Annotated in this window: 22 protein-coding genes; 19 read left to right on the forward strand and 3 right to left on the reverse strand. The window is 65.4% G+C overall.

Annotated features, from left to right (window positions below; all coding sequences use genetic code 11):
• From GGQ64_RS17800 to GGQ64_RS17890, 19 genes are all read left to right on the forward strand, one after another.
• Entirely contained in the window at positions 1-1,332 is a 1,332-nt protein-coding gene (locus GGQ64_RS17800) for a four-carbon acid sugar kinase family protein (RefSeq protein ID WP_183806656.1), read from the forward strand.
• Between the two features lie 48 nt (positions 1,333-1,380).
• Positions 1,381-1,824: a D-erythrulose-4-phosphate isomerase gene (derI, locus tag GGQ64_RS17805; protein WP_183806657.1), complete on the forward strand. Its 444-nt coding sequence runs from the start codon at positions 1,381-1,383 to the stop codon at positions 1,822-1,824.
• An 80-nt stretch (positions 1,825-1,904) separates the two neighbouring features.
• Positions 1,905-2,732 (forward strand): phosphogluconate dehydrogenase C-terminal domain-containing protein, encoded by an 828-nt coding sequence (locus GGQ64_RS17810; RefSeq protein WP_183806658.1) that lies wholly within the window; start codon positions 1,905-1,907, stop codon positions 2,730-2,732.
• An 80-nt stretch (positions 2,733-2,812) separates the two neighbouring features.
• Positions 2,813-3,754 carry a D-ribose ABC transporter substrate-binding protein gene (locus GGQ64_RS17815; protein ID WP_183806659.1) on the forward strand — a complete coding sequence of 314 codons (942 nt, stop codon included), beginning with the start codon at positions 2,813-2,815 and terminating at the stop codon, positions 3,752-3,754.
• A 76-nt stretch (positions 3,755-3,830) separates the two neighbouring features.
• Entirely contained in the window at positions 3,831-4,475 is a 645-nt protein-coding gene (locus GGQ64_RS17820) for a DUF2291 family protein (protein ID WP_183806660.1), read from the forward strand.
• 1 nt (position 4,476) lies between these two features.
• On the forward strand, positions 4,477-6,021 hold the full coding sequence (locus GGQ64_RS17825) for a sugar ABC transporter ATP-binding protein (protein ID WP_183806661.1): 1,545 nt from the start codon (positions 4,477-4,479) through the stop codon (positions 6,019-6,021).
• Positions 6,021-7,085, forward strand: a complete 1,065-nt coding sequence (locus GGQ64_RS17830; RefSeq protein WP_183806662.1) for an ABC transporter permease — start codon at positions 6,021-6,023, stop codon at positions 7,083-7,085. Before GGQ64_RS17825 ends, GGQ64_RS17830 begins: the two co-directional genes overlap by 1 nt.
• Before the next feature lie 4 nt (positions 7,086-7,089).
• Positions 7,090-8,124, forward strand: coding sequence for a Gfo/Idh/MocA family protein (locus GGQ64_RS17835; RefSeq protein ID WP_183806663.1), 1,035 nt, complete (start codon positions 7,090-7,092; stop codon positions 8,122-8,124).
• Positions 8,121-9,986, forward strand: coding sequence for a D-apionate lactonase (gene apnL / locus GGQ64_RS17840; protein ID WP_183806664.1), 1,866 nt, complete (start codon positions 8,121-8,123; stop codon positions 9,984-9,986). The genes GGQ64_RS17835 and apnL overlap by 4 nt, the downstream gene beginning before the upstream one ends.
• A 413-nt stretch (positions 9,987-10,399) precedes the next feature.
• Entirely contained in the window at positions 10,400-10,732 is a 333-nt protein-coding gene (locus GGQ64_RS17845; protein ID WP_183806665.1) for an STAS domain-containing protein, read from the forward strand.
• Complete coding sequence (locus GGQ64_RS17850; protein ID WP_183806666.1) at positions 10,729-11,097, forward strand: response regulator; 369 nt, start codon at positions 10,729-10,731, stop codon at positions 11,095-11,097. Before GGQ64_RS17845 ends, GGQ64_RS17850 begins: the two co-directional genes overlap by 4 nt.
• On the forward strand, positions 11,094-13,109 hold the full coding sequence (locus GGQ64_RS17855) for a chemotaxis protein CheA (RefSeq protein WP_183806667.1): 2,016 nt from the start codon (positions 11,094-11,096) through the stop codon (positions 13,107-13,109). The genes GGQ64_RS17850 and GGQ64_RS17855 overlap by 4 nt, the downstream gene beginning before the upstream one ends.
• A 2-nt stretch (positions 13,110-13,111) precedes the next feature.
• Positions 13,112-13,633: a chemotaxis protein CheW gene (locus tag GGQ64_RS17860; RefSeq protein ID WP_425488518.1), complete on the forward strand. Its 522-nt coding sequence runs from the start codon at positions 13,112-13,114 to the stop codon at positions 13,631-13,633.
• A 9-nt stretch (positions 13,634-13,642) separates the two neighbouring features.
• Positions 13,643-15,343, forward strand: a complete 1,701-nt coding sequence (locus GGQ64_RS17865; RefSeq protein WP_183806669.1) for a methyl-accepting chemotaxis protein — start codon at positions 13,643-13,645, stop codon at positions 15,341-15,343.
• A gap of 184 nt (positions 15,344-15,527) precedes the next feature.
• A complete protein-coding gene (locus GGQ64_RS17870) occupies positions 15,528-17,354 on the forward strand; it encodes a methyl-accepting chemotaxis protein (RefSeq protein ID WP_183806670.1) in 1,827 nt (608 codons plus the stop codon).
• Positions 17,351-17,845: a chemotaxis protein CheW gene (locus tag GGQ64_RS17875; protein WP_425488519.1), complete on the forward strand. Its 495-nt coding sequence runs from the start codon at positions 17,351-17,353 to the stop codon at positions 17,843-17,845. The genes GGQ64_RS17870 and GGQ64_RS17875 overlap by 4 nt, the downstream gene beginning before the upstream one ends.
• Positions 17,846-17,858: 13 nt before the next feature.
• Positions 17,859-18,707, forward strand: coding sequence for a CheR family methyltransferase (locus GGQ64_RS17880; RefSeq protein WP_343059509.1), 849 nt, complete (start codon positions 17,859-17,861; stop codon positions 18,705-18,707).
• 4 nt (positions 18,708-18,711) lie between these two features.
• Complete coding sequence (locus GGQ64_RS17885) at positions 18,712-19,806, forward strand: protein-glutamate methylesterase/protein-glutamine glutaminase (protein WP_183806672.1); 1,095 nt, start codon at positions 18,712-18,714, stop codon at positions 19,804-19,806.
• A gap of 126 nt (positions 19,807-19,932) precedes the next feature.
• On the forward strand, positions 19,933-20,634 hold the full coding sequence (locus tag GGQ64_RS17890; protein ID WP_183806673.1) for a ParA family protein: 702 nt from the start codon (positions 19,933-19,935) through the stop codon (positions 20,632-20,634).
• Between the two features lie 61 nt (positions 20,635-20,695).
• On the opposite strand, the gene GGQ64_RS17895 is transcribed toward GGQ64_RS17890, so the two are convergent.
• The 3 genes from GGQ64_RS17895 to ahpF all read right to left on the reverse strand — a co-directional run bounded on the left by GGQ64_RS17895 (position 20,696) and on the right by ahpF (position 25,201).
• Positions 20,696-22,420 carry a chemotaxis protein gene (locus tag GGQ64_RS17895; RefSeq protein ID WP_183806674.1) on the reverse strand — a complete coding sequence of 575 codons (1,725 nt, stop codon included), beginning with the start codon at positions 22,418-22,420 and terminating at the stop codon, positions 20,696-20,698.
• 170 nt (positions 22,421-22,590) lie between these two features.
• Positions 22,591-23,508: a LysR substrate-binding domain-containing protein gene (locus tag GGQ64_RS17900; RefSeq protein ID WP_183806675.1), complete on the reverse strand. Its 918-nt coding sequence runs from the start codon at positions 23,506-23,508 to the stop codon at positions 22,591-22,593.
• Between the two features lie 112 nt (positions 23,509-23,620).
• A complete protein-coding gene (ahpF, locus tag GGQ64_RS17905; protein WP_183806676.1) occupies positions 23,621-25,201 on the reverse strand; it encodes an alkyl hydroperoxide reductase subunit F in 1,581 nt (526 codons plus the stop codon).
• Positions 25,202-25,223 lie beyond the last annotated feature (22 nt).

Below are 25,223 nucleotides of genomic sequence, written 5' to 3' on the forward strand. Positions count from 1 at the left end.
ATGTCCGACCTGCTCGTCAGCTACTACGGCGACGATTTCACCGGCTCGACCGACGTGATGGAATCGCTCGCTTCCAGCGGCATCCCGACCGTCCTGTTCCTGGGCGTCCCGCAGCCCGAAATGCTGCAGCGGTTTGCCGATTGCCGCGCCATCGGCATCGCCGGCACGAGCCGTAGCGAAACGCCGGAATGGATGCAGGAGAACCTCGTCCCCGCATTTCAGTGGCTGAAGGGCCTGGGTGCCGCGGTCTGCCACTACAAGGTCTGCTCGACGTTCGATTCCGCACCGCAGGTCGGCAACATCGGCAAGGCGATCGAGATCGGCAGAGACGTGTTCGGCCAGGCCAGCGTGCCGGTGATCGTCGGCGCGCCGCAACTGAAGCGCTACACCGCCTTCGGCCACCTCTTCGCCGCCTATCAGGGGCAGGTCTACCGCATCGATCGCCATCCGGTGATGAGCCGCCACCCCGTCACGCCGATGACGGAAGCTGATCTCGCCATCCACCTCGGCCGGCAGACCGATCTTCCCGTGGCGCTTGCGGACCTCGTTACCCTGACCGCACCGGACGCGGATGCGCGCCTTGCAGCACTCGCGGGCACATCCGACATCCTGCTAATGGACGTCGATTCCGCCGAGAGCCAGGCGGCGGCCGGCCAGCAATTGTGGCGCCTCAGGACCAAGGGCGGTTTCTTCGTTGCCGGCTCGTCCGGTGTTGAATATGCCCTCCTCGAAGCCTGGCGGCAGCAGAACCTGATCGGCGGCAAGGTCGAATTCGCCGACCCCGGCAAGGTCGACCGCCTTGCGGTCGTCTCGGGCAGCGTCTCGCCCACCACCGAGCGCCAGATCCGCACGGCCGTGGCGGACGGCTTCGACGGGATCGACCTCGACCCCGTCTCGCTCGTCGGCGAAAGCGGCGATCGCGCGATCGAGACCGCCGTTGCCTCCGGGATCGCGGCGCTTAAATCCGGCAGAAGCGTGCTGCTGCACACGGCCCTCGGCCCGTCCGCCGACCGGGGCAGCGAGATCGACCGCGTTCCCAGCGCACGCCACCGGCTGGGGCGGGCGCTGGGAACGATCCTGCGCCGCCTCGTCGAAAGCGAGAGCCTGTCGCGCGCCGTCATCGCCGGCGGCGACACCTCCAGCCACGCCCTGAAGGAATTGCGCGTTGAGGCGCTGACCACGCTCTTGCCCCTGCCGCAGACGCCCGGCTCGCCGCTCTGCACCGCGCACGGCAGCTACGCTCCGACCGACGGCCTGCAGATCGCACTGAAGGGCGGACAGATCGGCACGGACGGCTACTTCGCCCAGATCCGCGACGGCAGCCGCGCCTGACGCGGCCGGAACCGGAATTCGCCATTCGATCGATCGAAAGGAAGAACCATGAAAATCGTCATTGGAGCCGACAGCGCCGGCAAGCCGCTGCTCGACGTGATCGCCGCCCATCTCGCCGGCAAGGCAGACCTCGACGTCCACGACCTGAGCCAGTCCGGCTTCTATGCCGACCTGTCGCAGAAAGTCGGCCAGTCGATCGTCGACGGCGACTACGAACGCGGCATCCTGGTCTGCGGCACCGGCATCGGCGTCTGCATATCCGCCAACAAGGTCCCCGGCATTCGTGCGGCGCTGACGCACGACACCTATTCCGCGGAACGCGCGGCCAAGTCCAACAACGCGCAGATCATCACCATGGGCGCCCGGGTCATCGGCCCGGAGCTCGCCAAGGCGATCGTGGACAAGTGGTTGGCCTCCAGCTTCGACCCCGACGGTCCGTCGGCCGGGAACGTCCAGGCGATCGACCGGCTCGATGCAGGCAAGAAAGCCTGATCGTTGCCACAATAATGATGGGATTGTGATTGACTCATCATACCAGTTATTATACCAATCCAACCCTGAGGTGAGGAAACATGACAGCAATTGCTCTCTTTGGCGCCGGTGGCAAAATGGGATACCGGCTCGCCAAGAACCTGAAAGGCTCGCGCTTTGACGTGCGCCACGTCGAAGTCAGCGACACCGGCAAGGCGCGACTGAAGGACGATCTCGGCCTTTCGTGCCTTCCCGCAGACGAGGCGCTGAACGGCGCCGAGGTGGTCATTCTGGCCGTTCCGGATACCGCAATCGGCAAGGTTGCAGCCGGCATCGTCGACAAGCTCAAGCCGGGCACGATGGTCGTGGCGCTCGATGCCGCCGCCCCCTTCGCGGGCCATTTGCCTGAGCGGTCCGACCTCACCTATTTCGTGACGCACCCCTGCCATCCGCCGATCTTCAACGACGAGACGGACCCGGCCGCCAAGCGCGACTTCTTCGGCGGCATCGCCGCCAAGCAGCACATCGTCTCCGCCCTGATGCAGGGTCCGGAAGAGGCTTATGCACTCGGCGAAGAGATCGCCAAGGTCATCTGGGCCCCGGTCATGCGCTCGCACCGCGTCACGGTCGAGCAGATGGCGATGCTTGAGCCGGGACTGTCGGAGACGCTGTGCGCCTCGCTGCTGGTGGTCATGCGCCAGGCGATGGACGAGTGCGTCCGCCGCGGCGTCGACAAGGAAGCGGCACGCGACTTCCTTCTCGGCCACATGAACGTGCTGGGCGCGGTCATCTTCGAAGAGACGCCCGGCGTCTTTTCCGATGCCTGCAACAAGGCCATCGAGTTCGGCATTCCCGCGCTGATGCGCGACGACTGGAAGAAGGTTTTCGAACCTCAGGAGATCGCCGAAAGCATTCGGCGCATCACCTGATGCCCTCGGGAGGGGCAAAAGCCCCTCCCTTTTCGCCCCGCTGAGGATGGGGCCTTTCGTTTCACTTTGGGAGGAGAAACATGAAACTGACCCGTAGACTTACGCTTGCGGCCTTCGCCGGCGCACTCGCACTCGGCACCGCAATGCCGGCCTTCGCGGCCGACCTGATCGCCATCATCACTCCGTCGCACGACAACCCGTTCTTCAAGGCCGAAGCCGTCGGTGCGGAAGCGCGTGCGAAGGCACTGGGCTACGAGACGCTGATCCTCGTCCACGATGACGACGCCAACAAGCAGTCGCAGTTGATCGACACCGCGATCGGCCGCGGCGCCAAGGCGATCATCCTCGACAACGCAGGTTCCGAAGCCTCGATCGCCGCGGTCCAGAAGGCCAAGGACGCGGGCGTCCCCTCGTTCCTGATCGACCGCGAGATCAACGCCACGGGCGTTGCCGTCTCCCAGATCGTCTCGAACAACTACCAGGGCGCGCAGCTCGGCGCCGAAGAGTTCGTCAAGCTGATGGGCGAAAAGGGCAACTACGTCGAACTGCTCGGCCGCGAAGCCGACCTGAACGCCGGCATCCGCTCCAAGGGCTACCACGACATCATCGACGAGTATCCCGACCTGAAGATGGTCGCCCAGCAGTCGGCCAATTGGAGCCAGACGGAAGGCTACTCCAAGATGGAGACCATCCTGCAGGCCAACCCTGACATCCAGGGCGTCATCGCCGGCAACGACACGATGGCGATGGGCGCCATCGCAGCGCTCCAGGCCGCCGGCCGCAAGGACGTCATCGTCGTCGGCTTCGACGGCTCCAACGACGTCCGCGACAGCATCAAGGCGGGCGGCATCAAGGCGACCGTCCTGCAGCCGGCCTATGCGCAGGCCCAGATGGCCGTCGACCAGGCCGACGTCTACATCAAGACCGGCAAGGGCCCGGCCGAAGAAAAGCAGCTGATGGATTGCGTGCTGATCAATGCCGACAATGCTGATCAGCTCGAGACCTTCGCGCTGAAGGACTAATACCTCCCAGGACAGGCTTGCGAGGCGGAGCGATCCGCCTCGCAAGCCGCATATCTTTATGACGGAGTGCGTTTCCATGGCATTTGTCCGGACTGCGACGCTGACGGCGGCCGCGCTGGCGCTGGCTTTGTCCGGCTGCAAGATCATCAAGACACCGACTGCCGAAGAGGCAGCCGAAGCGGCCAGCGGCGGCTTCAACCCGGAGCGGCAGGCAGGCCAGCTCTGGGACGAGAAGGTCGTTCCCTTCCTCGACCAGCGTGCAGGCCCGATCCAGGAGGTTGCAGCGCTTGTAGGCAGCGACCCGAACGCGGCCGGCGCGAAGTACGGCCACAAGGAAGAACAGGGCAGCGCGCCGTGGACCTATGCCGCGAAGGTCTCCGGCACCATCGTCAAGGCCGAGACCAAGTCGCGCGCGGCCTATCTCGATACCGATATCGATGGCGACGGCAAGGCGGACGTGCGCATCCAGATCGGCCCGGTGATCAAGGGCACGGCGATCCGCGACAGCCTCGACTTCGTCAATTTCAACGAGTTCAAGAACCAGATCCAGTGGGCCGAGTTCGGCAAGGCCTTCAACAACCACCTCAATGCCGTGACGCTGGAAAAGTTGCCGCGGGAGGCGCTGGAAGGCAAGAAGGTCGACGCCGTCGGTGCCTATCCGCTTCCCTCCAAGGGCCAGCTGCCGCTGCTCACGCCTGTAACGATTGCGATCGGTGGCTGAGATGGCCGAGATCGACGAAGGCGACATCATCCTCAAGCTGGACGACGTGACGAAGGTCTATTCGGGCATCGTCGCCGTGAAGCATGCCAACCTGTCGCTGCGCCGCGGCGCGGTGAACGTGCTCGTCGGCGAAAACGGCGCCGGCAAGTCGACGCTCATGCGCATGATCGCCGGCGTCGAGAAGCCGTCGCTGGGTCGCATCCTGCTCGAAGGCAAGGAGGTCGAATTCAACTCGCCGGCCGATGCGCAGAAGCACGGCATCGGCATGGTGTTCCAGGAACTGAACCTGTTCGGCAATCTCTCGGTCGCCGAAAACATCTTCGCCACCCGTGAAATCATCCGCGGCATCCGCGGGATCGACCACAAGGCGCAGGTCGAGAAGGCCAACCATTTCCTCGACAAGCTGGACGCCGGCATCAGTGCCGAGACCATGGTCGAGGACCTGCCGATCGGCCAGCAACAGCTGGTCGAGATTGCCAAGGCGATCTCGCTCGATACCCGCATCCTGATCCTCGACGAGCCGACGTCGGCACTTTCGGCCGCCGAGGTCGACATCCTGTTCAAGGTCATTGGTGAACTGAAGGCGCAAGGGGTGGCGATCGTCTACATCTCGCATCGCCTGGAAGAGCTGATGCGCATCGGCGACTACATCACCGTGCTGCGCGATGGCCAGATCACCGGGCAGGCCATGGTGAAGGACATCGATACCAAGTGGATCGTCCGCTCGATGATCGGCTCCGACGCCAAGGATTTCGCCAAGTCGGTCGACCACAAGCTGGGCGCCGAGGCCTTCCGCGCCGAGGAGATCAGCCTGCCGCGCAAGACCGGCGGGCTCGCCGTCGACCACCTGTCGATTTCGGTGCGCGCCGGCGAGGTGCTCGGTATCTACGGGCTGATGGGCGCCGGGCGCAGCGAGTTCTTCGAATGCGTCATCGGCCAGCACCCGCACTCGACTGGCAAGGTGTTCGTCGCCGGCAAGGAGATCGTCGCGCGCGACACGCCCACGCGCATCAAGCGCGGCCTGGCGCTGATCCCGGAGGATCGGCAGCGCGAGGGCCTTGTCCAGGTGCTTTCGATCGCCGCCAATCTGACCCTCGCCAGCCTGGAGAAGCTGACGCGCTTCGGCTTCCATATCCGCGGCGACCGCGAGCAGGGCGCGATCCGGGATGCAATCCGGGATCTGTCGATCAAGGCGCCGAACCCCGATTTCGACGTCACCTCCATGTCCGGCGGCAATCAGCAGAAGGTGGTCATCGGTAAGGCTCTAATGACCAATCCGAAAGTGCTTCTGATGGACGAACCGAGCCGCGGCATCGATGTCGGCGCCAAGGCAGACGTGTTCCGCACCATGCGCCGGCTCGCCGGCGAAGGCCTCGCCATCCTGTTTTCGACCTCCGACCTCGAAGAGGTCATGGCGCTGTCCGACCGGATCGCCGTCATGAGCAACGGCAGGATCACCAAAATTTTCGACCGGGCGGAAGCGACCGAGGAACTCATCGTCCAGGCCGCATCCGAGGGGCACAAATCGACAAGGGAAATCGCGTGATGACCACGGTAACCTCCACCCAGAACGCCCGGGCAGGCGACGGCGGCTCGCTGCTTCTGACGCTGATGAAGCTTCGCACCTTCATCGCGCTTTTCGCCGTGATCGCCTTCTTTTCGGTCTTCGCGCCGAACTTCCTGTCGACCGCCAACCTCATCCTGATGTCGAAGCACGTGGCACTCAACGCGTTTCTCGCGATGGGCATGACCTTCGTCATCATCACCGGCGGCATCGACCTTTCGGTCGGCTCGATCGTCGGCCTCTGCGGCATGGTCGCCGGCGGGCTGATCCTGTACGGCATCGACCTGCAGATCGGCTACACGATGTATTTCAACATCTTCGAGGTCGCCGCCATCACCCTGCTCGTCGGGATCGCCATCGGCGCGGTCAACGGCCTGCTGATCACCAAGCTCAACGTCGCCCCCTTCATCGCCACCCTGGGCACGCTCTATGTCGCCCGCGGCCTGGCGTTGTTGTCCTCCGGCGGCCAGACCTTCCCGAACCTGCAGGGCAATCCGGATCTCGGCACGACGGGTTTCGCCTTCCTCGGCTCGGGCCGCATCCTCGGCCTGCCCGTCTCGGTGTGGATCCTGGTGATCGTGGCGCTTGCGGCGGCCTATATCGCGAAATACACGCCGATCGGCCGCCAGATCTTCGCCGTCGGCGGCAACGAGCGCGCCGCCCGCATGTCGGGCATCAAGGTCGACCGCGTGAAGATGTTCGTCTACATGTTCTCCGGCTTCTGCGCCGCCATCGTCGGCATCGTCATCTCCTCGGAACTGATGGCGTCGCATCCGGCGACGGGCAACTCCTTCGAGCTCAACGCCATTGCGGCGGCCGTCCTCGGCGGGACCTCGATGTCGGGCGGCCGCGGGACGATCGGCGGAACCATCATCGGCGCCTTCGTCATCGGCATCCTGTCGGACGGCCTCGTCATGATGGGCGTTTCCTCCTTCTGGCAGATGGTGATCAAGGGTATCGTGATCATCGTGGCAGTGGTGGTGGACCAGGCACAGCGGCGCCTGCAGCAGCGGGTCGCCCTGATGCAGCTCGCCAAGAAGGACTGACGGCATGCAAAAGCTTCGTGGCGCCCTGATCGGCTGCGGTTTCTTCGCCGTGAACCAGATGCACGCCTGGAACGACGTCGAAGGTGCTGTGATCGTCGCCATCTGCGACCGCGACCCCGAGCGGCTCGCAGCCGTCGGCGACCAGTTCGGCATTGCACGCCGTTATGCCGATGCGGCGCAGATGTTTGCCGATGGCGGCTTCGATTTCGTCGACATCGCCACCACCGTCCAGAGTCACCGCGCGCTCGTCGAGCTGGCAGCGGCGCACAAGGTGCCGGCGATCTGCCAGAAACCGTTCGCCAGGACCCTGTCGGACGCGAAGGCCATGGTCGCGGCCTGCCGCACGGCCAGCATTCCGCTGATGGTGCACGAGAATTTCCGCTGGCAGCCGCCGATCCAGGCGGTCCGCAAGGCGCTCGACGCGGGCGCGATCGGCGAGCCTTTCTGGGGCCGCTTCTCCTTCCGCTCCGGCTTCGACGTCTTCTCCGGCCAGCCCTACCTGGCCGAGGGCGAGCGCTTCATCATCGAGGATCTCGGCATCCATACGCTGGACATCGCGCGCTACATCCTGGGGGACGTGAAGAGCCTGACGGCGCGGACCCTGAGGGTCAACCCGAAGATCAAGGGCGAGGACGTCGCGACGATCCTGCTCGACCACGAGGCCGGTGCCACCTCGATCGTCGACGTCAGCTATGCGACGAAACTCGGCACGGAGCCCTTCCCCGAGACCCTGGTCGAACTCGACGGCACCGAAGGCACGATTCGCCTGTCGCAGGGCTACCGCCTCGAGATCAACAACGCGGCCGGCACCACCGTTACCGATGTTTCGCCGAAGCTCCTCTCCTGGGCATCGCGGCCCTGGCACAACATCCAGGAAAGCGTCTTCGCCATCCAGCAGCACTGGAGCGAACGGCTGAGGGACGGGGGCGAAACCTCCACGTCGGGCGCAGACAACCTGAAGACCTTCGCGCTGGTCGAGGCGGCCTATGAGAGTGCCGCATCCGGCAGCCCGGTGGAGATCGGGGCGCTGTTGAAATGAGCGTCGAGCCGTTTCTGCTCTATGGCACGCACGAAGCCGCGGAAGCGCCGGTCCGACTGGTCGCTGGCCGGCTTTCGGCAGACCTCGCAGACGGCAATCTCCGCACCATCGTCTATGACGGCACAGAAGTCCTTCGCGCCATCTCCTATCTCGTTCGCGATCGCGACTGGGGCACCTACAGCCCCAGGATAGAGAACCTGAAGATACAGCAGCTCGACGAGGCCTTTATCGTCACCTATCGCGCGCATTGCGAAGGGCCTGCCGGAACCTCGCTTTCGATCGACGTGCGCATCGCCGCATCCGAAGGGCGGCTGACCTTCGAATCGAAGGCACAGTCGGCGACCGGCTTCGAGACCAACCGCTGCGGCTTCTGCATTCTTCATCCGATCGACGGCGTCGCCGGCAAGCCGGTCGTGGTCGAGCACGTGGACGGCCAACGCGACGAGACCCTGTTCCCCGACCTGATCGAGCCGTGGCAGCCGTTCAAGGACATGCGCGCCATCACCCACACCGTCACCGACGGGGTGACGGCCGAATGCCGGATGGAAGGCGATACCTTCGAGATGGAGGACCAGCGCAACTGGTCGGACGCCTCCTATAAGACCTATGTCCGCCCGCTGGCGCTCCCCTGGCCATACATGATCCCGACCGGAGAACCCGTGCGGCAGCAGATCGTCCTCTCCATGCGAGACGATCGCCAAAGCAAGGCCACCAGGGCAACCGGCAGCCGTGACGCGGTGACAATTCACCCGGGACAGCCCCATGGCCGGATGCCCGCGATAGGCCTCGTCGTCACGCCGGAGGAAGCAAAGTCGACGCTCGCAGCCCGCGCGCTTATGGCCGAGATCGGGCCCCAGGAGCTTCTCTTTCATTTCGACCCGGGTGCCGGCCACGACCTGGAAGCCCTGAAGGATTTCGCCGAACTCGCCGCGCTGCATCCCGGCCGTACCACGCTGGAAATCGCCCTGCCCTGCCGCAAGCCGCCGGCGGACGAGGCGCTGGAGATCGCCCGGCAGATGCGCTCCGCCGGGTTTGCGCCCGATGCAATCGTCATCTCCCCCTCCGTCGATCGCCAGTCGACGCCGCCCGGCAGCAAATGGCCGGAGTGCCCGCCCCTCGAGGAGGTCTATGCAGCAGCACATGCAGCCTTCCCGGACATCCGGATCGGCGGCGGCATGCTCAGCTACTTCACCGAACTGAACCGCAAGCGTGTGCCGCCCGGACAGCTTTCGCTCATCTCGCATTGCACGAACCCGATTGTCCATGCAGCCGACGACCTCAGCGTCATGCAGACCCTGGAGGCCCTGCCCTTCATCACCCGTTCCGTGCGGGCGATCTATGGCGACATGCCCTACCGCATCGGCCCGTCCACCATCGCCATGCGCCAAAACCCCTATGGCAGCCGGACGATGGACAATCCCGGCCTCGGCCGCGTGCCGATGGCGAACCGCGATCCACGGCACAACGGCCTCTTCGCCGAAGCGTTCGCGCTCGGCTATGCCATCCGGGTGCTCGAGGCGGATCTCGAATGCCTGACGCTGTCGGCGCTGACCGGGCCGTTCGGCCTGATCGCCGGCAACGACGAACCGACCCCGGAAGGCGGAAGGCGGCCGCTGCTACGGACAGTCGCGACATTGGCCGGCCTTGCCGGCGCGCCGTGGCGGGCGTGCGTTTCCTCCGCACCGTCGCAAGTGCTCGCCTTCATCGCGGACGCCGCCGACGGACCGACCCTGCATCTCGTCAACCTGACGCCGACGGTCAAGTCGGTCGATCTCCGCGGGCTGGAGCCGGCAGGCAGTCCGGTCAGGACCGACGCGGAGCTTTCCCCCTATGCGATCGAAACCGTCGCGCTCGCGCGGTGACGGTGTCACCGCGCGCGTGTTGCTCTACGTTTCCCCGCGCGATCCGGGTTTTATCGGGCATGCACGCTCTCATGCAGGTATGAAAAGACGACAGGAAGGCGAAAACTGCCGCCTCGGATCGATCACGGTTAACACAAGTTTAACTGGTTAACGTGCAAAGTTAATTCGACCGTTCAAGCGCCATGAAGCGTGCTTGAAGGAAATGTGCCCGCCCGCATGATGTGAGCATTCCACCGGGCTCCCCCTGCAATTCCCCATCAAATCTGGTCGCTCCAAGCGCGCGCCTGGGCATGTCGCGCCTTACCCGCGCATGGCGATCCTGGTCCGCTTGAAAGTGGCTCCGGGCATGGTCCTGGCCGAGGATGCGATTTGCATCGGCGCCGGACCATGTCCTTCCGAAGAAAGGTGTCTCGATGTCTCCAGCGCCAGTTCCATCCAGCGGCAAAGTGGATCTACCGGGACCGCTGACGATCCGGCAGGTTGCGGCCGTGCACGACGCGATCCGGTCTGCGTTCGACACGCAAGGAACCGTGCTGTTGAGCATAGCCGAGGACGCCGAAGTGGATTTGAGCTTCCTCCAGCTCGTCCATGCGGCGCGTCTCCATGCGGCGGCCGAAGGGCGAACGATCGCCCTGGATCGCCCGGCCGGCGGCAATCTTCTCTCCACTCTCGAGCGCGCAGGATTCCTTTTCGAGGCGGATCCGCGCGACCGCGAATTTTGGCTTCATCGGAAGGAACAACAATGACCGCGCATATCCTGACCGTCGACGACTCGGCGAGTATCCGCCTGACCACGAAGATCGCTCTGACCGGCGCCGGCTACCAGGTGACGGAGGCGGTCGACGGGCTGGACGGGCTCAACAAGGCGAAGGCCGGCAGCTTCGACATGATCGTCACCGACCTCAACATGCCGAACATGAACGGCCTCTCCATGATCGAGGCGCTGCGCAGCTCACCGGCCCATACCGGCATTCCGATCATCTTCCTCACCACCGAGTCCGATGCCGACATGAAGAACCGCGCCAAGGCAGCGGGCGCCACCGGCTGGATCACCAAACCCTTCGATCCGGAGCAACTCGTCAAGATCGCACGGAAGGTTCTCGGAAAATGACCACGCTGGACCCGATCCAGGTTTTCAGGACAGAAGCTGCCGAGCTCTTCGAGCAAATCGAGGCAGGGCTTCTCGATCTCCTGCACGATCTCTCCAATCAGGACCAGATCGACGCCGTCTTCCGCGGCCTGCACACGCTCAAGGGGTCGGGCGCCATGTTCGGCTTCGACGCGCTCGCAGCCTTCACCCATCATTGCGAAACCGCCTTCGACCGCGTGCGAAAGGGCGAAGTCCCCGCCACCGCCGAGCTCGTGGCATGCGTGCTCGGCGCGCAGGACCATATGAAGGTCCTGGTCGACCAGCCGCACGGCGGGCACGAGGAGGCGGGCGACCGGCTTCTGGCCAAACTGCAGGCGGCCGTAGGCGAGCATACGGGCAGCACCGTCGTGGCGCCGCCTCTCCCGGCGCCGGCCGCTGCCGCCAGCAAGGCGACCACCTTCAGGCTTCGTTTCCGCCTTCCGGCCAATGCGATGGCCAACGGCACCAACCCGCTCGGCCTGCTCGACGAGTTGCGCGAGCTCGGCGAGTGCAGCGTCACGGCGGATCTTTCGGCCGTCCCGGGCCTCGACGAAATCGCGCCCTCCGACCTCCATGTCGGCTGGACCGTGACGCTCACGACCGAGCAGCCGCGATCTGCGATCGAGGACGTCTTCATCTTCGTCATGGACGACATGGAACTCGAGATCGAGGAAGGCGCAAGCACTGCCTCCCCGCAGTCCGGTCCCAAGCCGGCTGCCGCACCGCCCGTACACGCGGCGACCTCTGCGGTCGCGCCCGTGCCGGCCCTGCATCCCGCCGACCCGGCACAGCCGGCCGCCGACGCCAAGCACAGCAAGGCGGCGGAAAACCTGCGCGTGCCGGCCGAACGCCTCGACGAGCTGATGGACAGGGTGGGCGAACTCGTGATCGCGCAGTCCCGTCTTTCGCAGCTAGCGAACTCCAGTGCAGATATCCAGCTGCGCTCGGTCTCCGAGGATGTCGAGCGGCTTTCGGGCGAACTGCGCGACACGATGATGGTCCTGCGGATGGTGCCGGTCACCCAGCTCTTCAATCGCTTCCGCCGCCTGGTTCACGACCTTGCGCGCGAAACCGGGAAGATGATCGAGCTGGAGTTCGAGGGAGAGACCACGGAGGTAGACAAGACCGTGATCGAGCGGCTGGCGGACCCGCTGGTGCACCTCGTGCGTAATTCGGTCGACCACGGCCTGGAGCTTCCCGATGAGCGGACCGCCGCGGGCAAGGCCCGGTCCGGGCGCGTCCTCCTGTCCGCGCGCCAGTCCGGCGGCGAGGTCATCATCACCATCAAGGATGACGGGCGGGGGATCGACCGCGATCGGGTCCGGGCGAAGGCGGAGGCATCGGGGCTCATCCAGCCCGGGCAGCAGCTGATGGACCAGGAGCTGTTGCAGCTCATCTTCCAGCCCGGCTTTTCGACCGCCGCCCAGGTCACCAACCTCTCCGGCCGCGGGGTCGGCATGGATGTGGTGAAGAAGACCGTGGAAGCCTTGCGCGGTGTGATCGACATGCGCAGCGAGCCCGGAAAGGGCTCGGAGATATCGCTCCGCATCCCGCTGACGCTCGCGATCATCGATGGCCTGCTCGTCCGGATCGGAACGGGCTGCTACGTCATTCCGCTCTCGGCCGTGGAGGAGTGCCTCGAGCTGTCGCTCGAGCAGGACCTCCGCTCGCGCGGGCGCAGCTTCATCTCGCTTCGTGACAGCCTCGTCCCGTTCCTGCGGCTGCGCGACCTGTTCCGGACCGGCACGCCGCCGGATCCCTACCAGAAGGTCGTGGTGATCTCGACCGGCGACGAAAGAGTGGGGCTCGTGGTCGACCAGATCATCGGCGACCACCAGACCGTCATCAAATCCATGTCCAAGCTGCATCACGACGTCGTCACTTTCTCGGGCGCGACGATCCTCGGCGACGGCAGCGTGGCACTCATCCTCGACGTCGCGCACCTGGTCAACGTCGGGCAGCAGCAGGAGGCGCAATTGCGGGCGGCAGGATGACAATGGTGGCGGCAAGGCATGATATCGACGAACTGTGGAACGGCGCCGAGGAGCTCTCCGTCCTGACCTTCAACCTCAACGGAGAGACCTTCGCCATCGAGGCGACGGTGGTGCAGGAGATCCTCGACCTCCTGCCGGAAACGCAGGTGCCGGGGTCGAAATCGTTCGTCGGCAGCGTCATCAACTTCCGCGGCAAGGTCATTCCGCTCGCGGACATCAGGCTCGCCTTCGGAATGGAGGCCACGGAGCCGACCATCGACAGCCGCATCGTCGTCATCGAGCTCGACCTCGACGGCGAGCCCACGCTCGTCGGCATCCGCACGGATCGCGTCTACGAGGTGACGACGCTGCCACGGGCTGCAAGCGAGCCGCCTCCCAGCGTGGGGATGCGCTGGCGCGCGGACTACATCGATTGCCTCGTCAAGCGGGGCGGCGAATTCATCATTCTCCCTAACCTCCGGGCGATCTTCGCTTCCCAAGACGAACGGTCCGGATCGGCAGCAGGGAACAATCAGGGACTTTAGAGGGCTATCATGAAATTCACGATCAAGCTGAAGCTGGGCCTCGCCTTTGCCCTGCTCATCATTCTTCTCCTGGGCACGGCAGCCTACGCGGTCGTCAGCCTGGCCGAGCTCAACAACTCCGTCGTCGCCATGACCAAGGGCCCGGTGACGCGTCTGGAACTGGTGCAGAACATCAACATCGCGCAGCTTCAGAGCATCCGCCAGCAGAAGAACATGGTCGGCGCCGACACGCCGGCGGAGATCCAGGCCGCACGCTCCAAGGGCGACGAGGCCAGGGCCGAATTGAAGGAGGCGCTCGTCGGCGCGCTCGCCATCTCGACGGAAGAGGGGCGCCCGCGCTGGCTGAAGATCCAGGCACTCGTAGCCGATGCGGATGCCGCCGACGACAGGATCCGCGCGCTGATGCAGAGCGGCGCGGCCGACCAGGCCGAGCGCGTGTCGGTCACGGACGGTCGCGAAGCTGCAAACGCGCTCGACGATGCCGTCGAGGAACTGGTCACGCTTTCCAAGCAGCAGCTGGCCGACGCGACCAACCACGCACAGGAATCCTACGAGAACACTCGCAACGTGATGATCACCGTGTCCGCCGTCGCAGCCGTGATCGCGCTTCTCGCGGCCATCTGGATCTCGTTGACGATCAGCCGCGGCCTGCTACGGGCGACGACGGCCGTGCGCACCGTTGCCGAGGGCGACCTGACCAGCACCGCCGAGATCACTCAGAACGACGAGATCGGCGAACTGCTCGGCCACGTCAACGCGATGGTCGAGCGCCTCCGCGGCGTGGTCGGCGATGCGCTGGCGGCTTCCGACAACGTCTCGTCCGGCAGCCAGGAGCTGTCTTCGAGTTCCGAGCAGCTCTCCCAGGGCGCCACCGAACAGGCTTCGTCCGCCGAGGAGGCCTCCGCCTCGATGGAGGAGATGGCCTCCAACATCAAGCAGAACGCCGACAACGCCGCCCAGACCGAAAAGATCGCCCGCCAGTCGGCCAAGGACGCCGAGACCAGCGGCGAGGCCGTGGGCCGGGCCGTCGGCGCCATGCGCACGATCGCCGAGAAGATCTCGATCGTCCAGGAGATCGCCCGCCAGACCGACCTTCTGGCACTCAACGCGGCCGTCGAGGCGGCGCGCGCCGGCGAGCACGGCAAGGGCTTCGCCGTCGTCGCTTCCGAGGTGCGCAAGCTCGCCGAACGCTCGCAGGCCGCCGCCGCCGAGATCAGCGCGCTTTCCGGCGAGACCGTGCAGGTGGCGACCGAGGCCGGCGACATGCTGAACCGGCTGGTCCCCGACATCCGCAAGACGGCGGAGCTGGTGGCCGAGATCTCGGCTGCCTGCCGCGAGCAGGACATCGGCGCATCCCAGATCAACGAGGCGATCCAGCAGCTCGACAAGGTGACGCAGCAGAACGCCGGCGCTTCGGAAGAGATGTCGGCGACCTCCGAGGAGCTCGCCGCGCAGGCCGAGGAACTGCAGGCGTCGATCGCCTTCTTCCGGATCGACAATGCCCAGGCCCGCCAGGCAAAGGCACAGGCTCGACCTGCGCCGGCACGGCAGGCACCGCGACCCGCAAGCCCGGCCCGGCCGGCAGCGCCCGCCCGCACCCCGGCCGGTCAGTCGATCGCCGCACAGCAGGCCCGCGCCAAGGGTTTTGCCCTCGACATGTCGATGGGCGGCCCCGACGACGAGGACGCCGATTTCCGGCAGAGCGCCTAGTCCGAACGATGGAAGCGGGGCGCAGCACCTGATGCAGCGCCCCGCCGATCGCTCCGGCGCGTGTAAGCGTCGGCACCATGGGCCGCATCCGCGGCCCGCGGAAGAGTGAGTGTATCGGTCTTCTCGCATAACGGGCGCAGCCACCGGCCGCGCTTTCCTGAACAAGGTTGCCAAGGAGCACCGAATGCGCCTCACCATAAAACTCAAGCTGGCCCTCGCGTTCGGCTTCCTCATAACCCTCCTCTGCCTGTCGGCGGGCATCGGCATTCGCAGCCTCGGCGAAATGAACACGATGCGCAACGAGCTCATCGAAGGGCCGATCCACCAGGACGACTACGCCAACGACGTCGCTGCCGCTTTCGACGGGCTCGGTCTTGCCGACGGCGACCTGCTGATGGCCACCACGCTCGAGCGCAGCAGCAAGGCCAAGGCGACCATCGCCGAAGAGCGGCAGGCATTCGAAAAGGCGCTGAACGACGGCCAGAACCATGCGACCGGCGCGTTCAAGGAGAAATGGCAGGAAATCCGCGCGTTCTGGGACGACTACCTCGTCATCAACGACAGGATTTCCTCCCTCGTCGCCTCCGGCCAGCGCGACCTGGCGATGGAAGTGAACCAGTCGGAAGGCGCAATCGCTGCCGGCAAGCTCGACGCGCTGACGGAAGGCCTCGCGGCACTCACCGAAACAGCGATCCATGATTCCGATGCGCTTGCCGATGCACGCTACGACACGGCATTCTACACCCTCATCACGCTCGCCATGATCGCCTTCGTGCTTTCCATCGCCGCCGCCCTGTGGATTGCCCTCGGCGTCAACAAAGGTCTCAACAAGATCAAGCTGGTCGCGGAGGCCGTCGCCATCGGCGACCTCGACCAGACTGTGGAGATCCGCACCAACGACGAAATCAAGGATGTCGTCGACACCATCAACATCATGACCCGCAACCTGCGCAACACGGCGAACGTCGCCGATCAGATCGCCAACGGCGACCTGACCGTGACGCCGAAGCCGCTGTCGGAAAAGGACACGCTGGGCATCTCCCTGCAGAGCATGGTCGAGCGCCTTCGCGGCGTGGTCGCCGATGCACTCGCGGCGTCCGACAACGTCTCGTCCGGCAGCCAGGAGCTGTCTTCGAGCTCCGAGCAGCTCTCCCAGGGTGCCACCGAACAGGCTTCGTCCGCCGAGGAGGCCTCCGCCTCGATGGAGGAGATGGCCTCCAACATCAAGCAGAACGCCGACAACGCCGCCCAGACCGAAAAGATCGCCCGCCAGTCGGCCAAGGACGCCGAGACCAGCGGCGAGGCCGTGGGCCGGGCCGTCGGCGCCATGCGCACGATCGCCGAGAAGATCTCGATCGTCCAGGAGATCGCCCGCCAGACCGACCTTCTGGCGCTCAACGCAGCCGTCGAGGCGGCGCGTGCCGGCGAGCACGGCAAGGGCTTCGCCGTCGTCGCTTCCGAGGTGCGCAAGCTCGCCGAACGCTCGCAGGCCGCCGCCGCCGAGATCAGCGCGCTTTCCGGCGAGACCGTGCAGGTGGCGACCGAGGCCGGCGACATGCTGAACCGGCTGGTGCCCGATATCCGCAAGACGGCGGAGCTGGTGGCCGAGATCTCGGCTGCCTGCCGCGAGCAGGACATCGGCGCATCCCAGATCAACGAGGCGATCCAGCAGCTCGACAAGGTGACGCAGCAGAACGCCGGCGCTTCGGAAGAGATGTCGGCAACCTCCGAGGAACTCGCCGCGCAGGCCGAGGAACTGCAGGCCTCGATCGCCTTCTTCCGGATCGACACCGCAGCCCATGCCCGCCAGGCCCAGGGACACCCACAGGCCGCCCCGACACGGCAGGCCGCCCGGCCAGCAAGCCCGACCCGGCCGGCAGCACCTGCACCGACAGGCAAGCACGCCGCACACACGGTCGCCGCCCAGCAGGCCCGCGCCAAGGGGTTTGCCCTCGACATGTCAATGGGCGGGCCCGACGACGAGGACGCCGATTTCCAGAAGAGTGCATGACCATGAACAGCAACGCCGCCAACTTCCAGTTCGTTACTTTCGCGCTCGGAGACGAGGTCTTCGCGGTGCCGGTCACCGTGGTCCGGGAAATCCTGGACCACGAGGAGGCCTTCAAGATCCCGCACGGGCCGGACTACCTTCTCGGGCTGCGCGACGTGCGCGGCCAGGGCGTCCCCGTCATCGATCTGCGGCTCCGACTCGGAATGTCGCCGACGGTCAGGACGCCGCACACGCGCGTGCTCGTCCTCGACATTCCGATCGGCGAACGGACGCTCAGCCTCGGAATGGTGGCGGACAAGGTGTTCGAAGTGACGCCCTTCCACCGGGATGCGATCGACGATGCCCCGGATATCGGCGTGCGCTGGCGTTCCGAATACATCGAGGGCGTCGTCCGCCGGCAGGGTGATTTCGTCGTCATCATCAATCTCGCCCGGCTCTTCTCCGATGGCGGCGCGGCGATCGCATCCGCCGCAGCCGCGGCAGTGGCCTGAGAGGCGCTTTCCTGTGTCCATCGCTGCGTCCTTTTCTCACAGCGACAGCCTGAGTTCTCGCAACTTCAAGCGGCTGTCCGCCTACATCTTCGACTACAGCGGCATAAAGATGCCTCCGACCAAGGTGACGATGCTGGAGGGCCGCCTGCGCCGGCGCCTGCGCGCCACCGGACTTTCGACCTTCGACGACTACTGCAACTATCTGTTCGACCGGGACGGGCTGGCACGGGAGTCGATCTATCTGATCGACGTGGTCACCACCAACAAGACGGATTTCTTCCGCGAGCCGAACCATTTCGACTACATGCGCGACGTCGCCCTTCCCACCCTTCAGGACAGGGGCGTGCGCCGCATCCGCACGTGGAGTTCGGCCTGCTCCATCGGCGCCGAGCCCTACACCATGGCCATGGTCCTGGAGGATTTCCGCAAGGAGGCCGGTGGTCCGGACTATTCCATCCTTGCAACCGATCTTTCGACCGAGGTGCTCGAGAAGGCGCGGCGCGGCATCTTTCCGGCCGAGATGATCGATCCCGTGCCGAAGGAGATGTCGCGCCGCTTCGTCATGCAGGCAAGGGATTCCGCCCGCCGCGTCGTCCGGATTGCCCCGCAACTGCGCGCCAAGGTCGGCTTCATGCGCCTGAACCTGATGGACGCGACCTATGGAGTTGGTGAACCGATGCACATGATCTTCTGCCGAAACGTGCTGATCTATTTCGACAAGAAGACGCAGCTGCATGTGCTGACGCGGCTCTGCGAAAGCCTGAAGCCCGGCGGCTACCTTTTCATCGGGCATTCGGAATCCATCACCGCAATGAACCTTCCGGTCCGCCAGCTCGCCAACACCGTCTTCATAAAGGAGTGAGCATTTGGCCGCCAGGAAGATTCGCGTCCTGATCATCGACGACTCCGCCAGCGTGCGCCAGACGCTCGCATCCGTGCTGCAGTCCGATCCGGAGATCGAGGTGATCGGCACGGCCTCCGACCCGTTCATCGCCGCCAAGCGCATGCAGGAGGAAGTCCCTGACGTCATCACGCTGGATGTCGAGATGCCGCGCATGGACGGCATCACCTTCCTGCGCAAGCTGATGTCGCAGCGCCCCATCCCCGTGGTGATGTGCTCGTCGCTCACGGAAGAAGGGACCGAGACGCTGATGCAGGCGCTGGAGGCAGGCGCCGTCGACGTGATCCTCAAGCCACGGATCGGGGCGGCGGACCATCTGGCCGAGCAGGCGACCCGCATCTGCGAGGCGGTGAAGAGCGCAGCACAGGCACGCCTGCGCCAGCGGCCCGCAACGGCGGCCCGTTCGGCCTCCCTATCCGGCCCGCAGCAGAAGCTGACCGCCGACGTGATCCTGCCGCCACCGTCCGGCAGGCCGATGGCGCGAACGACGGAAATGGTCGTCTGCGTCGGCGCATCCACGGGCGGTACGGAGGCTCTGCGCGAGATGCTCGAAATGCTGCCCGCGAACGCGCCGGGCATGGTCATCGTCCAGCACATGCCGGAGAAATTTACCGCCGCCTTCGCCAGGAGGCTCAACAGCCTGTGCGAGGTCGAGATCAAGGAAGCCGAGGATGGCGATCCGGTCCTGCGCGGCCACGTGCTGATCGCCCCCGGCGACCACCACCTGCTGCTGGAGCGGCAGGGTGCGCGCTACCAGATATCGGTGCGCACCGGGCCGCTCGTCTCCCGCCACCGGCCCTCCGTCGACGTCCTCTTCCGCTCCGCGGCCCGCGCGGCCGGCTCCAACGCCATGGGCGTCATCATGACCGGCATGGGCGACGACGGCGCGCGCGGCATGCTGGAGATGCATCAGGCCGGAGCCCACACGATCGCGCAGGACGAAGCGACCTCGATCGTCTTCGGCATGCCGAAGGAGGCGATCGCCCGCGGCGGCGTGAACCGCACCGTGCCGCTTGGCCAGATCGCGCGCGAGATCCTCGCCGAGGACCGCCGGCGGTGACACCCGGCATCGGGCGTGTCCGCTTTACCTGCGGTTAACCATAATTCCACAAGATGGTCGGGCACCACGGGTCGGTGCGGAACGGCGGGCACCGATACGGTGGCCTGCCGATATGCGAGGTTCGCGATGTCCATCATCACTTTCGCCAACACCAAGGGCGGGGCCGGCAAGACGACGGCGGTCCTTCTACTTGCCACCGAGCTCGTCCGCCGCGGCCATCGCATATCGATCATCGACACGGACCCGCAGCGGTGGATCTCGCGGTGGTTCGAGGGCGCCGAACCTGTCGCAAACCTCACGGTCGCCACCTACGTCTCGCTCGCCTCGCTGTCGCGCACGATCACCGAATACCGGTCGAAGAGCGACTACGTGATCGTCGACCTGCCGGGCTCGCAGTCGCCGTTGCTCGCCACCGCCCTCGGGCTGTCCGATTTCGTCGTCATTCCGATCCAGGGCAGCACGATGGACGCCCAGGGCGGCGCCCAGGTACTGGAACTCCTGAAATATCTCGACGAAAAGGCCAGCATCCGCATTCCCCATGCGGTCCTGCTGTCACGGGTCAACTCGCTCGTGACCACCCGCGCCCTGCAGGCCGTGAAGCAGCTGCTGGCGGCACGGCAGGTGCGCATGCTCGATACGCCGATCATCGAGAGATCCGCCTATCGCGACATGTTCGAGTACAAGACCTTCCTGCACCGGCTGATGCCCGACAGGGTCAGCAACCTCGACAAGGCCATTCTCAATGCGGCGCGCTATGCCGACGAGGTCGAGGCGATGGTGGCGAACCGTTTTGCAATCCCGCACCCCGTCGTCGCCGCCGCGGCCTGAGCCCGAAGCTCGTCGCGAAATTCCATATCCGCCCTGCGGGCTGAAACCTGCGCAAGACTCCTTAGAACAGCGCGTCCTCGAAGAGTTCCTCGTCGGTCTTTGCCGCGACCGGCTGCGGAAGCGGTGCGCCCGCAGCACCTGCAGGGAAGAAGGCCAGGTGAATGTCTCGTTCCTGGGCCATTGTGTAGATGGCGTAGATCCGCCTGCCGAGCTCTTCGGCACCGGCCGATGAAGCATCGGCACCGGCCGCCATGTCGCCGGCGATCATCACGCAGCCTTCCAGGACGTCACCCAGGTCGCTCTGGAAGTCGAGCGCCTGTACGGCGGATGCTATGCGGCCGAACACGGCATTGCCTTCCTCTGCGAGGGCGTCAATGCTCTGGTCCATCTCGGCAGAAACGGTGGCAATGGCCTGACGAGCGTCGGCGAGGGGGGCACCGAGGGAGGTGACATCCCCCTCCTGCGCAGCACTCAGGGCAGCGGCCGCGGTCTCGACGAGGCGCATTTCCTCCACGACCGCGTCGGCGGGTGCTTCCAGCTTGCCGGCGAAATTGCGCAACTCCCCGCTGACCACGTTCACAGACCGCCCTTCGTCACCCAGTCGCGAGCAGCGCAGGTTGGAGTTGAGGGCCATGTGGTGGATGTCCGTCTTGATGAGGCGGATCGTTTCAATCATCGCGATCAGGGCATGGACCGCCTCGGTCACCGACGCCGCGAGCGCCGTCGAATCCTGGCTGCGGCCTTCGACACCTGCCACGAGCGCGCAGGCCTGGCCGAGGTCGCCTGCCATGATCGTGAGGATGCTCACGTCCGAGCCATTACGCGGGCGAGCCAAGTCATCGCGCAGCGCCAGGATGCGCGAGGCGTCGGCACTGAAGGAAGAGATGGTCGAGAAGATGCTGGCGCATTTCTCGCGAAAATCGATCATCGTTTCGTCGAGCTGCGCATGGGCCAGGCGCAGGATCGTTCCCTCCACGCGCGCATGCTCCTTCGGCGACAGTGCGGCCGCCTCGGCCGAGGCGAGAAACGCGTCGAGCAGGACGAAGCTCGTCTGCACGTGCTCGATGCGCTGGCGCGTTATGTCGCCGATCTGCAGCGCCGAAAGTGCCGTGGCAATCTTGCGCTGGACGGCGCCGGCGACGGTCCGGACCTCGGCGGCCAGCTTCGCCATGCTCTCGTGTTGCGCCTTCATCCGCTTCGTGTTTTCGGCAAGGTTGGCGACCACGGTCGGGATCGTCGCCTCGAAATCGCGGAGGATACCCGCCGAAAGAAGGCGCGCGTTCGACAGTTCCCCGCGCATGCGGTCCAGCTCGATGGCGAAGCGGTCTATCTCCTGGGCGCCGAAGAGGATGCGCTCGCGAATTTCGTCCGCGAATTCCGCAAACTCGGCAAGGCCGGCACCGGTGATCTTCACCGTCGTGGCAAAGACCTTCAGGTAGCGAAAGGTCTCGCGCATCTCGTCGACATGGCCGAAGGCGGTGGTGCACAGATCGGAGATCCTGTCGAACGACGCCTGGCGGGTACTGGCCAGTTCCGGCAGGTTCGCAAGGTCGCTGATCGTGCGCTTAAGCCCCTCGATCGTCGCATCCGCCGTCTCGCCATCCAGCGTGCGTGTGAAGCGGTCCAGCGTCTCGATCAGGCCGTTGACCATTTCCATGACGGAGACCAGTGTCGCCCCGCCTTCGAGAAACGAGGTTTCGATCCGGGCATGGGCAAACGACAGCCGTTCGGAGAGCGTGGCGCGATCGGGTTCTGCATCCACGGTTGCCTTGATTGCATATGCCACGATATCGCCCTGCCTAAAAAGTTGTCGGGTATATCTGTAGGCGAAAAGTGAGAACGCGCCGTAAAGCGGGAGGATTAATTGTTCCCTGTTTTTGCCCGCGCCGGAGGGAGGCAGTTGCGGCCTGCCGATGCAGTCGGTGAACCCTTGACGCGACCGGGAATCCGCCGCCTTCAGCTCGCCTTGTCCAGGGGCTCGTCGGCAAGAAGCGTCTGCGAGATATCGCGCAACAACAAGGCCAGATCCTTCAGGAAGTCGCCCATCGCCGAACTCCTGCGCCAGCACAGCGCGATCTGGCGGCTCGGAGCCGCATTCTCGAAGCGCAGGAGCCGGATAAGGTCCGAGGCCGGGGACCGCGTCGCGAGCTCCGGCAGGAGCGTCATACCGACATCGGCGCCGACCATCTGCCGCAGCGTCTCCAAGCTCGTGGCCCGGAAAGAGCCACGCTCGGCCGCACCCGAGGCGCGGCAGACGTCGAGGGCCTGGTCACGGAGGCAATGCCCTTCCTCCAGCAGCATCAGGTCGTAGCTGGAGAGCTCGTCGAGCGCGAGGCAACGGCGCTTCGCCAGGTCGTGCGTTGCGGGCACGGCAAGCAGGAACCGTTCCTCGAACAGGAATTCCGTCTGTAGCCGCTCATCGTCGACCGGAAGGGCCAGCAGGGTGGCGTCGAGCTTGCCCTCGCGCAGCCGCACCATCAGGCTTTCGCTCTTCTCCTCGACCAGCAGCAGTTCCAGCTTCGGATAGCGCGCCCGGATCCGGGGCACGACGTGCGGGAGGAGATAGGGACCGAGCGTGGGGAAAATGCCGAGCCGCAGCGATCCGGTCTCCGGATTGCGGCAGCTCATCGCCGAGCGGCGCATCTCGCCGACCTCGGTCATGATCCGCCGCGCGCGGGCCACGGCGTCGCGGCCGAACGGCGTCAACATGACGGCCCTGGGCGAACGCTCGACCAGCGGCGCGCCGAGGTCTTCCTCGAGCTTGCGGATCTGCATGGAAAGCGTCGGCTGGCTGACATGGCAGGCCTCCGCCGCCCGGCCGAAATGCCGGTGGTCGGCGAGGGCGATCAGGTATTCCAGCTCACGCAGCGTCATGAGGCGTTCGATCCGTGTGCGGCTCGCAGATCTCGCGATCGATCTCCGCGAAGCCGCTTCATATCCATCGTGCAGGTGCGCCGCGCCTTACCGACGCGGCGCGAAAGCGGCATCAGGCAGCCCTGACGGAATCTGCCTCGGGGGCGGACGTCCGCATCAGATGGTCGAACGCTGCTAGCGACGCCTTGGCCCCTTCGCCGACCGCGATAACGATCTGCTTGTAGGGAACGGTGGTGCAATCGCCGGCGGCAAATACGCCGGGGACGGAGGTCTGCCCGTGGTGATCGACGACGATCTCGCCGCGCGGGGTAAGCTCCACCGTGCCCTTCAGCCACTCCGTGTTCGGCAGCAGTCCGATCTGGACGAAGATGCCGTCGAGCGCGAGCGTGTGGCGCTGGCCAGCGATGCGGTTCTCGTAAGTCAGACCCGTGACCTTCTGGCCGTCACCCAGAACCTCGGTCGTCTTCGCCGAAAGCAGCACGTCGGTATTGGGCAGGCTGCGGAGCTTGCGCTGAAGGACGTCGTCGGCGCGCAGCTTGTTGTCGAACTCGATCAGAGTCACATGGCTGACGATATTGGCGAGATCGATCGCCGCCTCCACGCCGGAGTTTCCGCCGCCGATGACCGCCACGCGCTTGCCCTTGAACAGCGGGCCGTCGCAATGCGGGCAATAGGCGACACCCCTGTTGCGATAATGATCTTCGCCGGGAACGCCCATCTGCCGCCAGCGCGCGCCGGTGGAGAGGATGACGGACCTGGAGCGGAGCGTCGCACCATTGGCAAGCTCGACGGCGAGCATGTCCTTGCCCGGCACCAGCTTTTCCGCACGCTGCAGGTTCATGATGTCGACGTCGTATTCCCTGACATGCTCTTCAAGGGAGGCCGCGAGCTGCGGGCCTTCGGTGTGGCGGACAGAGATGAAGTTCTCGATCGCCATGGTGTCGAGCACCTGGCCGCCGAAGCGCTCGGCAGCGATGCCGGTGCGGATGCCCTTGCGCGCCGCATAGATCGCAGCGGCAGCCCCTGCCGGTCCGCCGCCGATCACGAGCACCTCATAGGCGTCACGACCGTTGAGCTTCTCGGCGGCGCGGGCAGCCGAGTTTGTGTCGAGCCGGGCGACGATTTCCTCGATCTCCATCCGGCCCCGCCCGAACAGCTCGCCGTTGAGGTAGACGGTCGGAACCGACATGACCTGCCGGCTTTCGACTTCCGACGGAAACACGCCGCCGTCGATCGCCACGTGTTTGACGCGCGGGTTCAGCACCGCCATCAGGTTCAGCGCCTGCACCACGTCTGGGCAGTTCTGGCAGGAGAGCGAGAAATAGGTCTCGAACGTCAGCTCGCCGTCGAGCTCGCGGATCTGGTCGATGATGGCCTGCTCGGTGCGCGGCGGATGGCCGCCGACCTGCAGCAGCGCCAGCACAAGCGAGGTGAACTCGTGGCCCATCGGGATGCCGGCGAAACGCAGGTGGATGTCGTGCCCGGGGCTATTGAGGGAAAAGGACGGAGCCCGCTCGCCGTAGTCGCGCCGCTCGGTGAGCGAGATCTTGTCGCAGAGCTCGACTAGGCCCCCAAGCAACGTCATCATCTCCGCCGACTTCGCGCCGTCATCGACGGACGCCACGATTTCGATCGGGCGAACGACCTTTTCGAGATAGGCCTTGAGCTGGGATTTCAGATTGTCGTCGAGCATCGGGCGCTCCATCAAAATGTAT

Origin of the sequence: Mycoplana azooxidifex (assembly GCF_014196765.1) — a bacterium.
GTDB lineage: Bacteria > Pseudomonadota > Alphaproteobacteria > Rhizobiales > Rhizobiaceae > Mycoplana > Mycoplana azooxidifex.

Bases quoted from the DNA above. Each gene is read 5' to 3' on its own strand.
- ahpF (WP_183806676.1), bottom strand. From the start codon at position 25,201: ATGCTCGACGACAATCTGAAATCCCAGCTCAAGGCCTATCTCGAAAAG.
- GGQ64_RS17900 (WP_183806675.1), bottom strand. From the start codon at position 23,508: ATGACGCTGCGTGAGCTGGAATACCTGATCGCCCTCGCCGACCACCGG.
- GGQ64_RS17890 (WP_183806673.1), top strand. From the start codon at position 19,933: ATGTCCATCATCACTTTCGCCAACACCAAGGGCGGGGCCGGCAAGACG.
- GGQ64_RS17845 (WP_183806665.1), top strand. From the start codon at position 10,400: ATGTCTCCAGCGCCAGTTCCATCCAGCGGCAAAGTGGATCTACCGGGA.
- GGQ64_RS17810 (WP_183806658.1), top strand. From the start codon at position 1,905: ATGACAGCAATTGCTCTCTTTGGCGCCGGTGGCAAAATGGGATACCGG.
- GGQ64_RS17860 (WP_425488518.1), top strand. From the start codon at position 13,112: ATGGTGGCGGCAAGGCATGATATCGACGAACTGTGGAACGGCGCCGAG.
- GGQ64_RS17820 (WP_183806660.1), top strand. From the start codon at position 3,831: ATGGCATTTGTCCGGACTGCGACGCTGACGGCGGCCGCGCTGGCGCTG.
- GGQ64_RS17830 (WP_183806662.1), top strand. From the start codon at position 6,021: ATGACCACGGTAACCTCCACCCAGAACGCCCGGGCAGGCGACGGCGGC.
- GGQ64_RS17865 (WP_183806669.1), top strand. From the start codon at position 13,643: ATGAAATTCACGATCAAGCTGAAGCTGGGCCTCGCCTTTGCCCTGCTC.
- GGQ64_RS17825 (WP_183806661.1), top strand. From the start codon at position 4,477: ATGGCCGAGATCGACGAAGGCGACATCATCCTCAAGCTGGACGACGTG.
- GGQ64_RS17800 (WP_183806656.1), top strand. From the start codon at position 1: ATGTCCGACCTGCTCGTCAGCTACTACGGCGACGATTTCACCGGCTCG.
- GGQ64_RS17870 (WP_183806670.1), top strand. From the start codon at position 15,528: ATGCGCCTCACCATAAAACTCAAGCTGGCCCTCGCGTTCGGCTTCCTC.
- GGQ64_RS17815 (WP_183806659.1), top strand. From the start codon at position 2,813: ATGAAACTGACCCGTAGACTTACGCTTGCGGCCTTCGCCGGCGCACTC.
- GGQ64_RS17835 (WP_183806663.1), top strand. From the start codon at position 7,090: ATGCAAAAGCTTCGTGGCGCCCTGATCGGCTGCGGTTTCTTCGCCGTG.
- GGQ64_RS17850 (WP_183806666.1), top strand. From the start codon at position 10,729: ATGACCGCGCATATCCTGACCGTCGACGACTCGGCGAGTATCCGCCTG.
- GGQ64_RS17855 (WP_183806667.1), top strand. From the start codon at position 11,094: ATGACCACGCTGGACCCGATCCAGGTTTTCAGGACAGAAGCTGCCGAG.
- derI (WP_183806657.1), top strand. From the start codon at position 1,381: ATGAAAATCGTCATTGGAGCCGACAGCGCCGGCAAGCCGCTGCTCGAC.
- GGQ64_RS17875 (WP_425488519.1), top strand. From the start codon at position 17,351: ATGACCATGAACAGCAACGCCGCCAACTTCCAGTTCGTTACTTTCGCG.
- apnL (WP_183806664.1), top strand. From the start codon at position 8,121: ATGAGCGTCGAGCCGTTTCTGCTCTATGGCACGCACGAAGCCGCGGAA.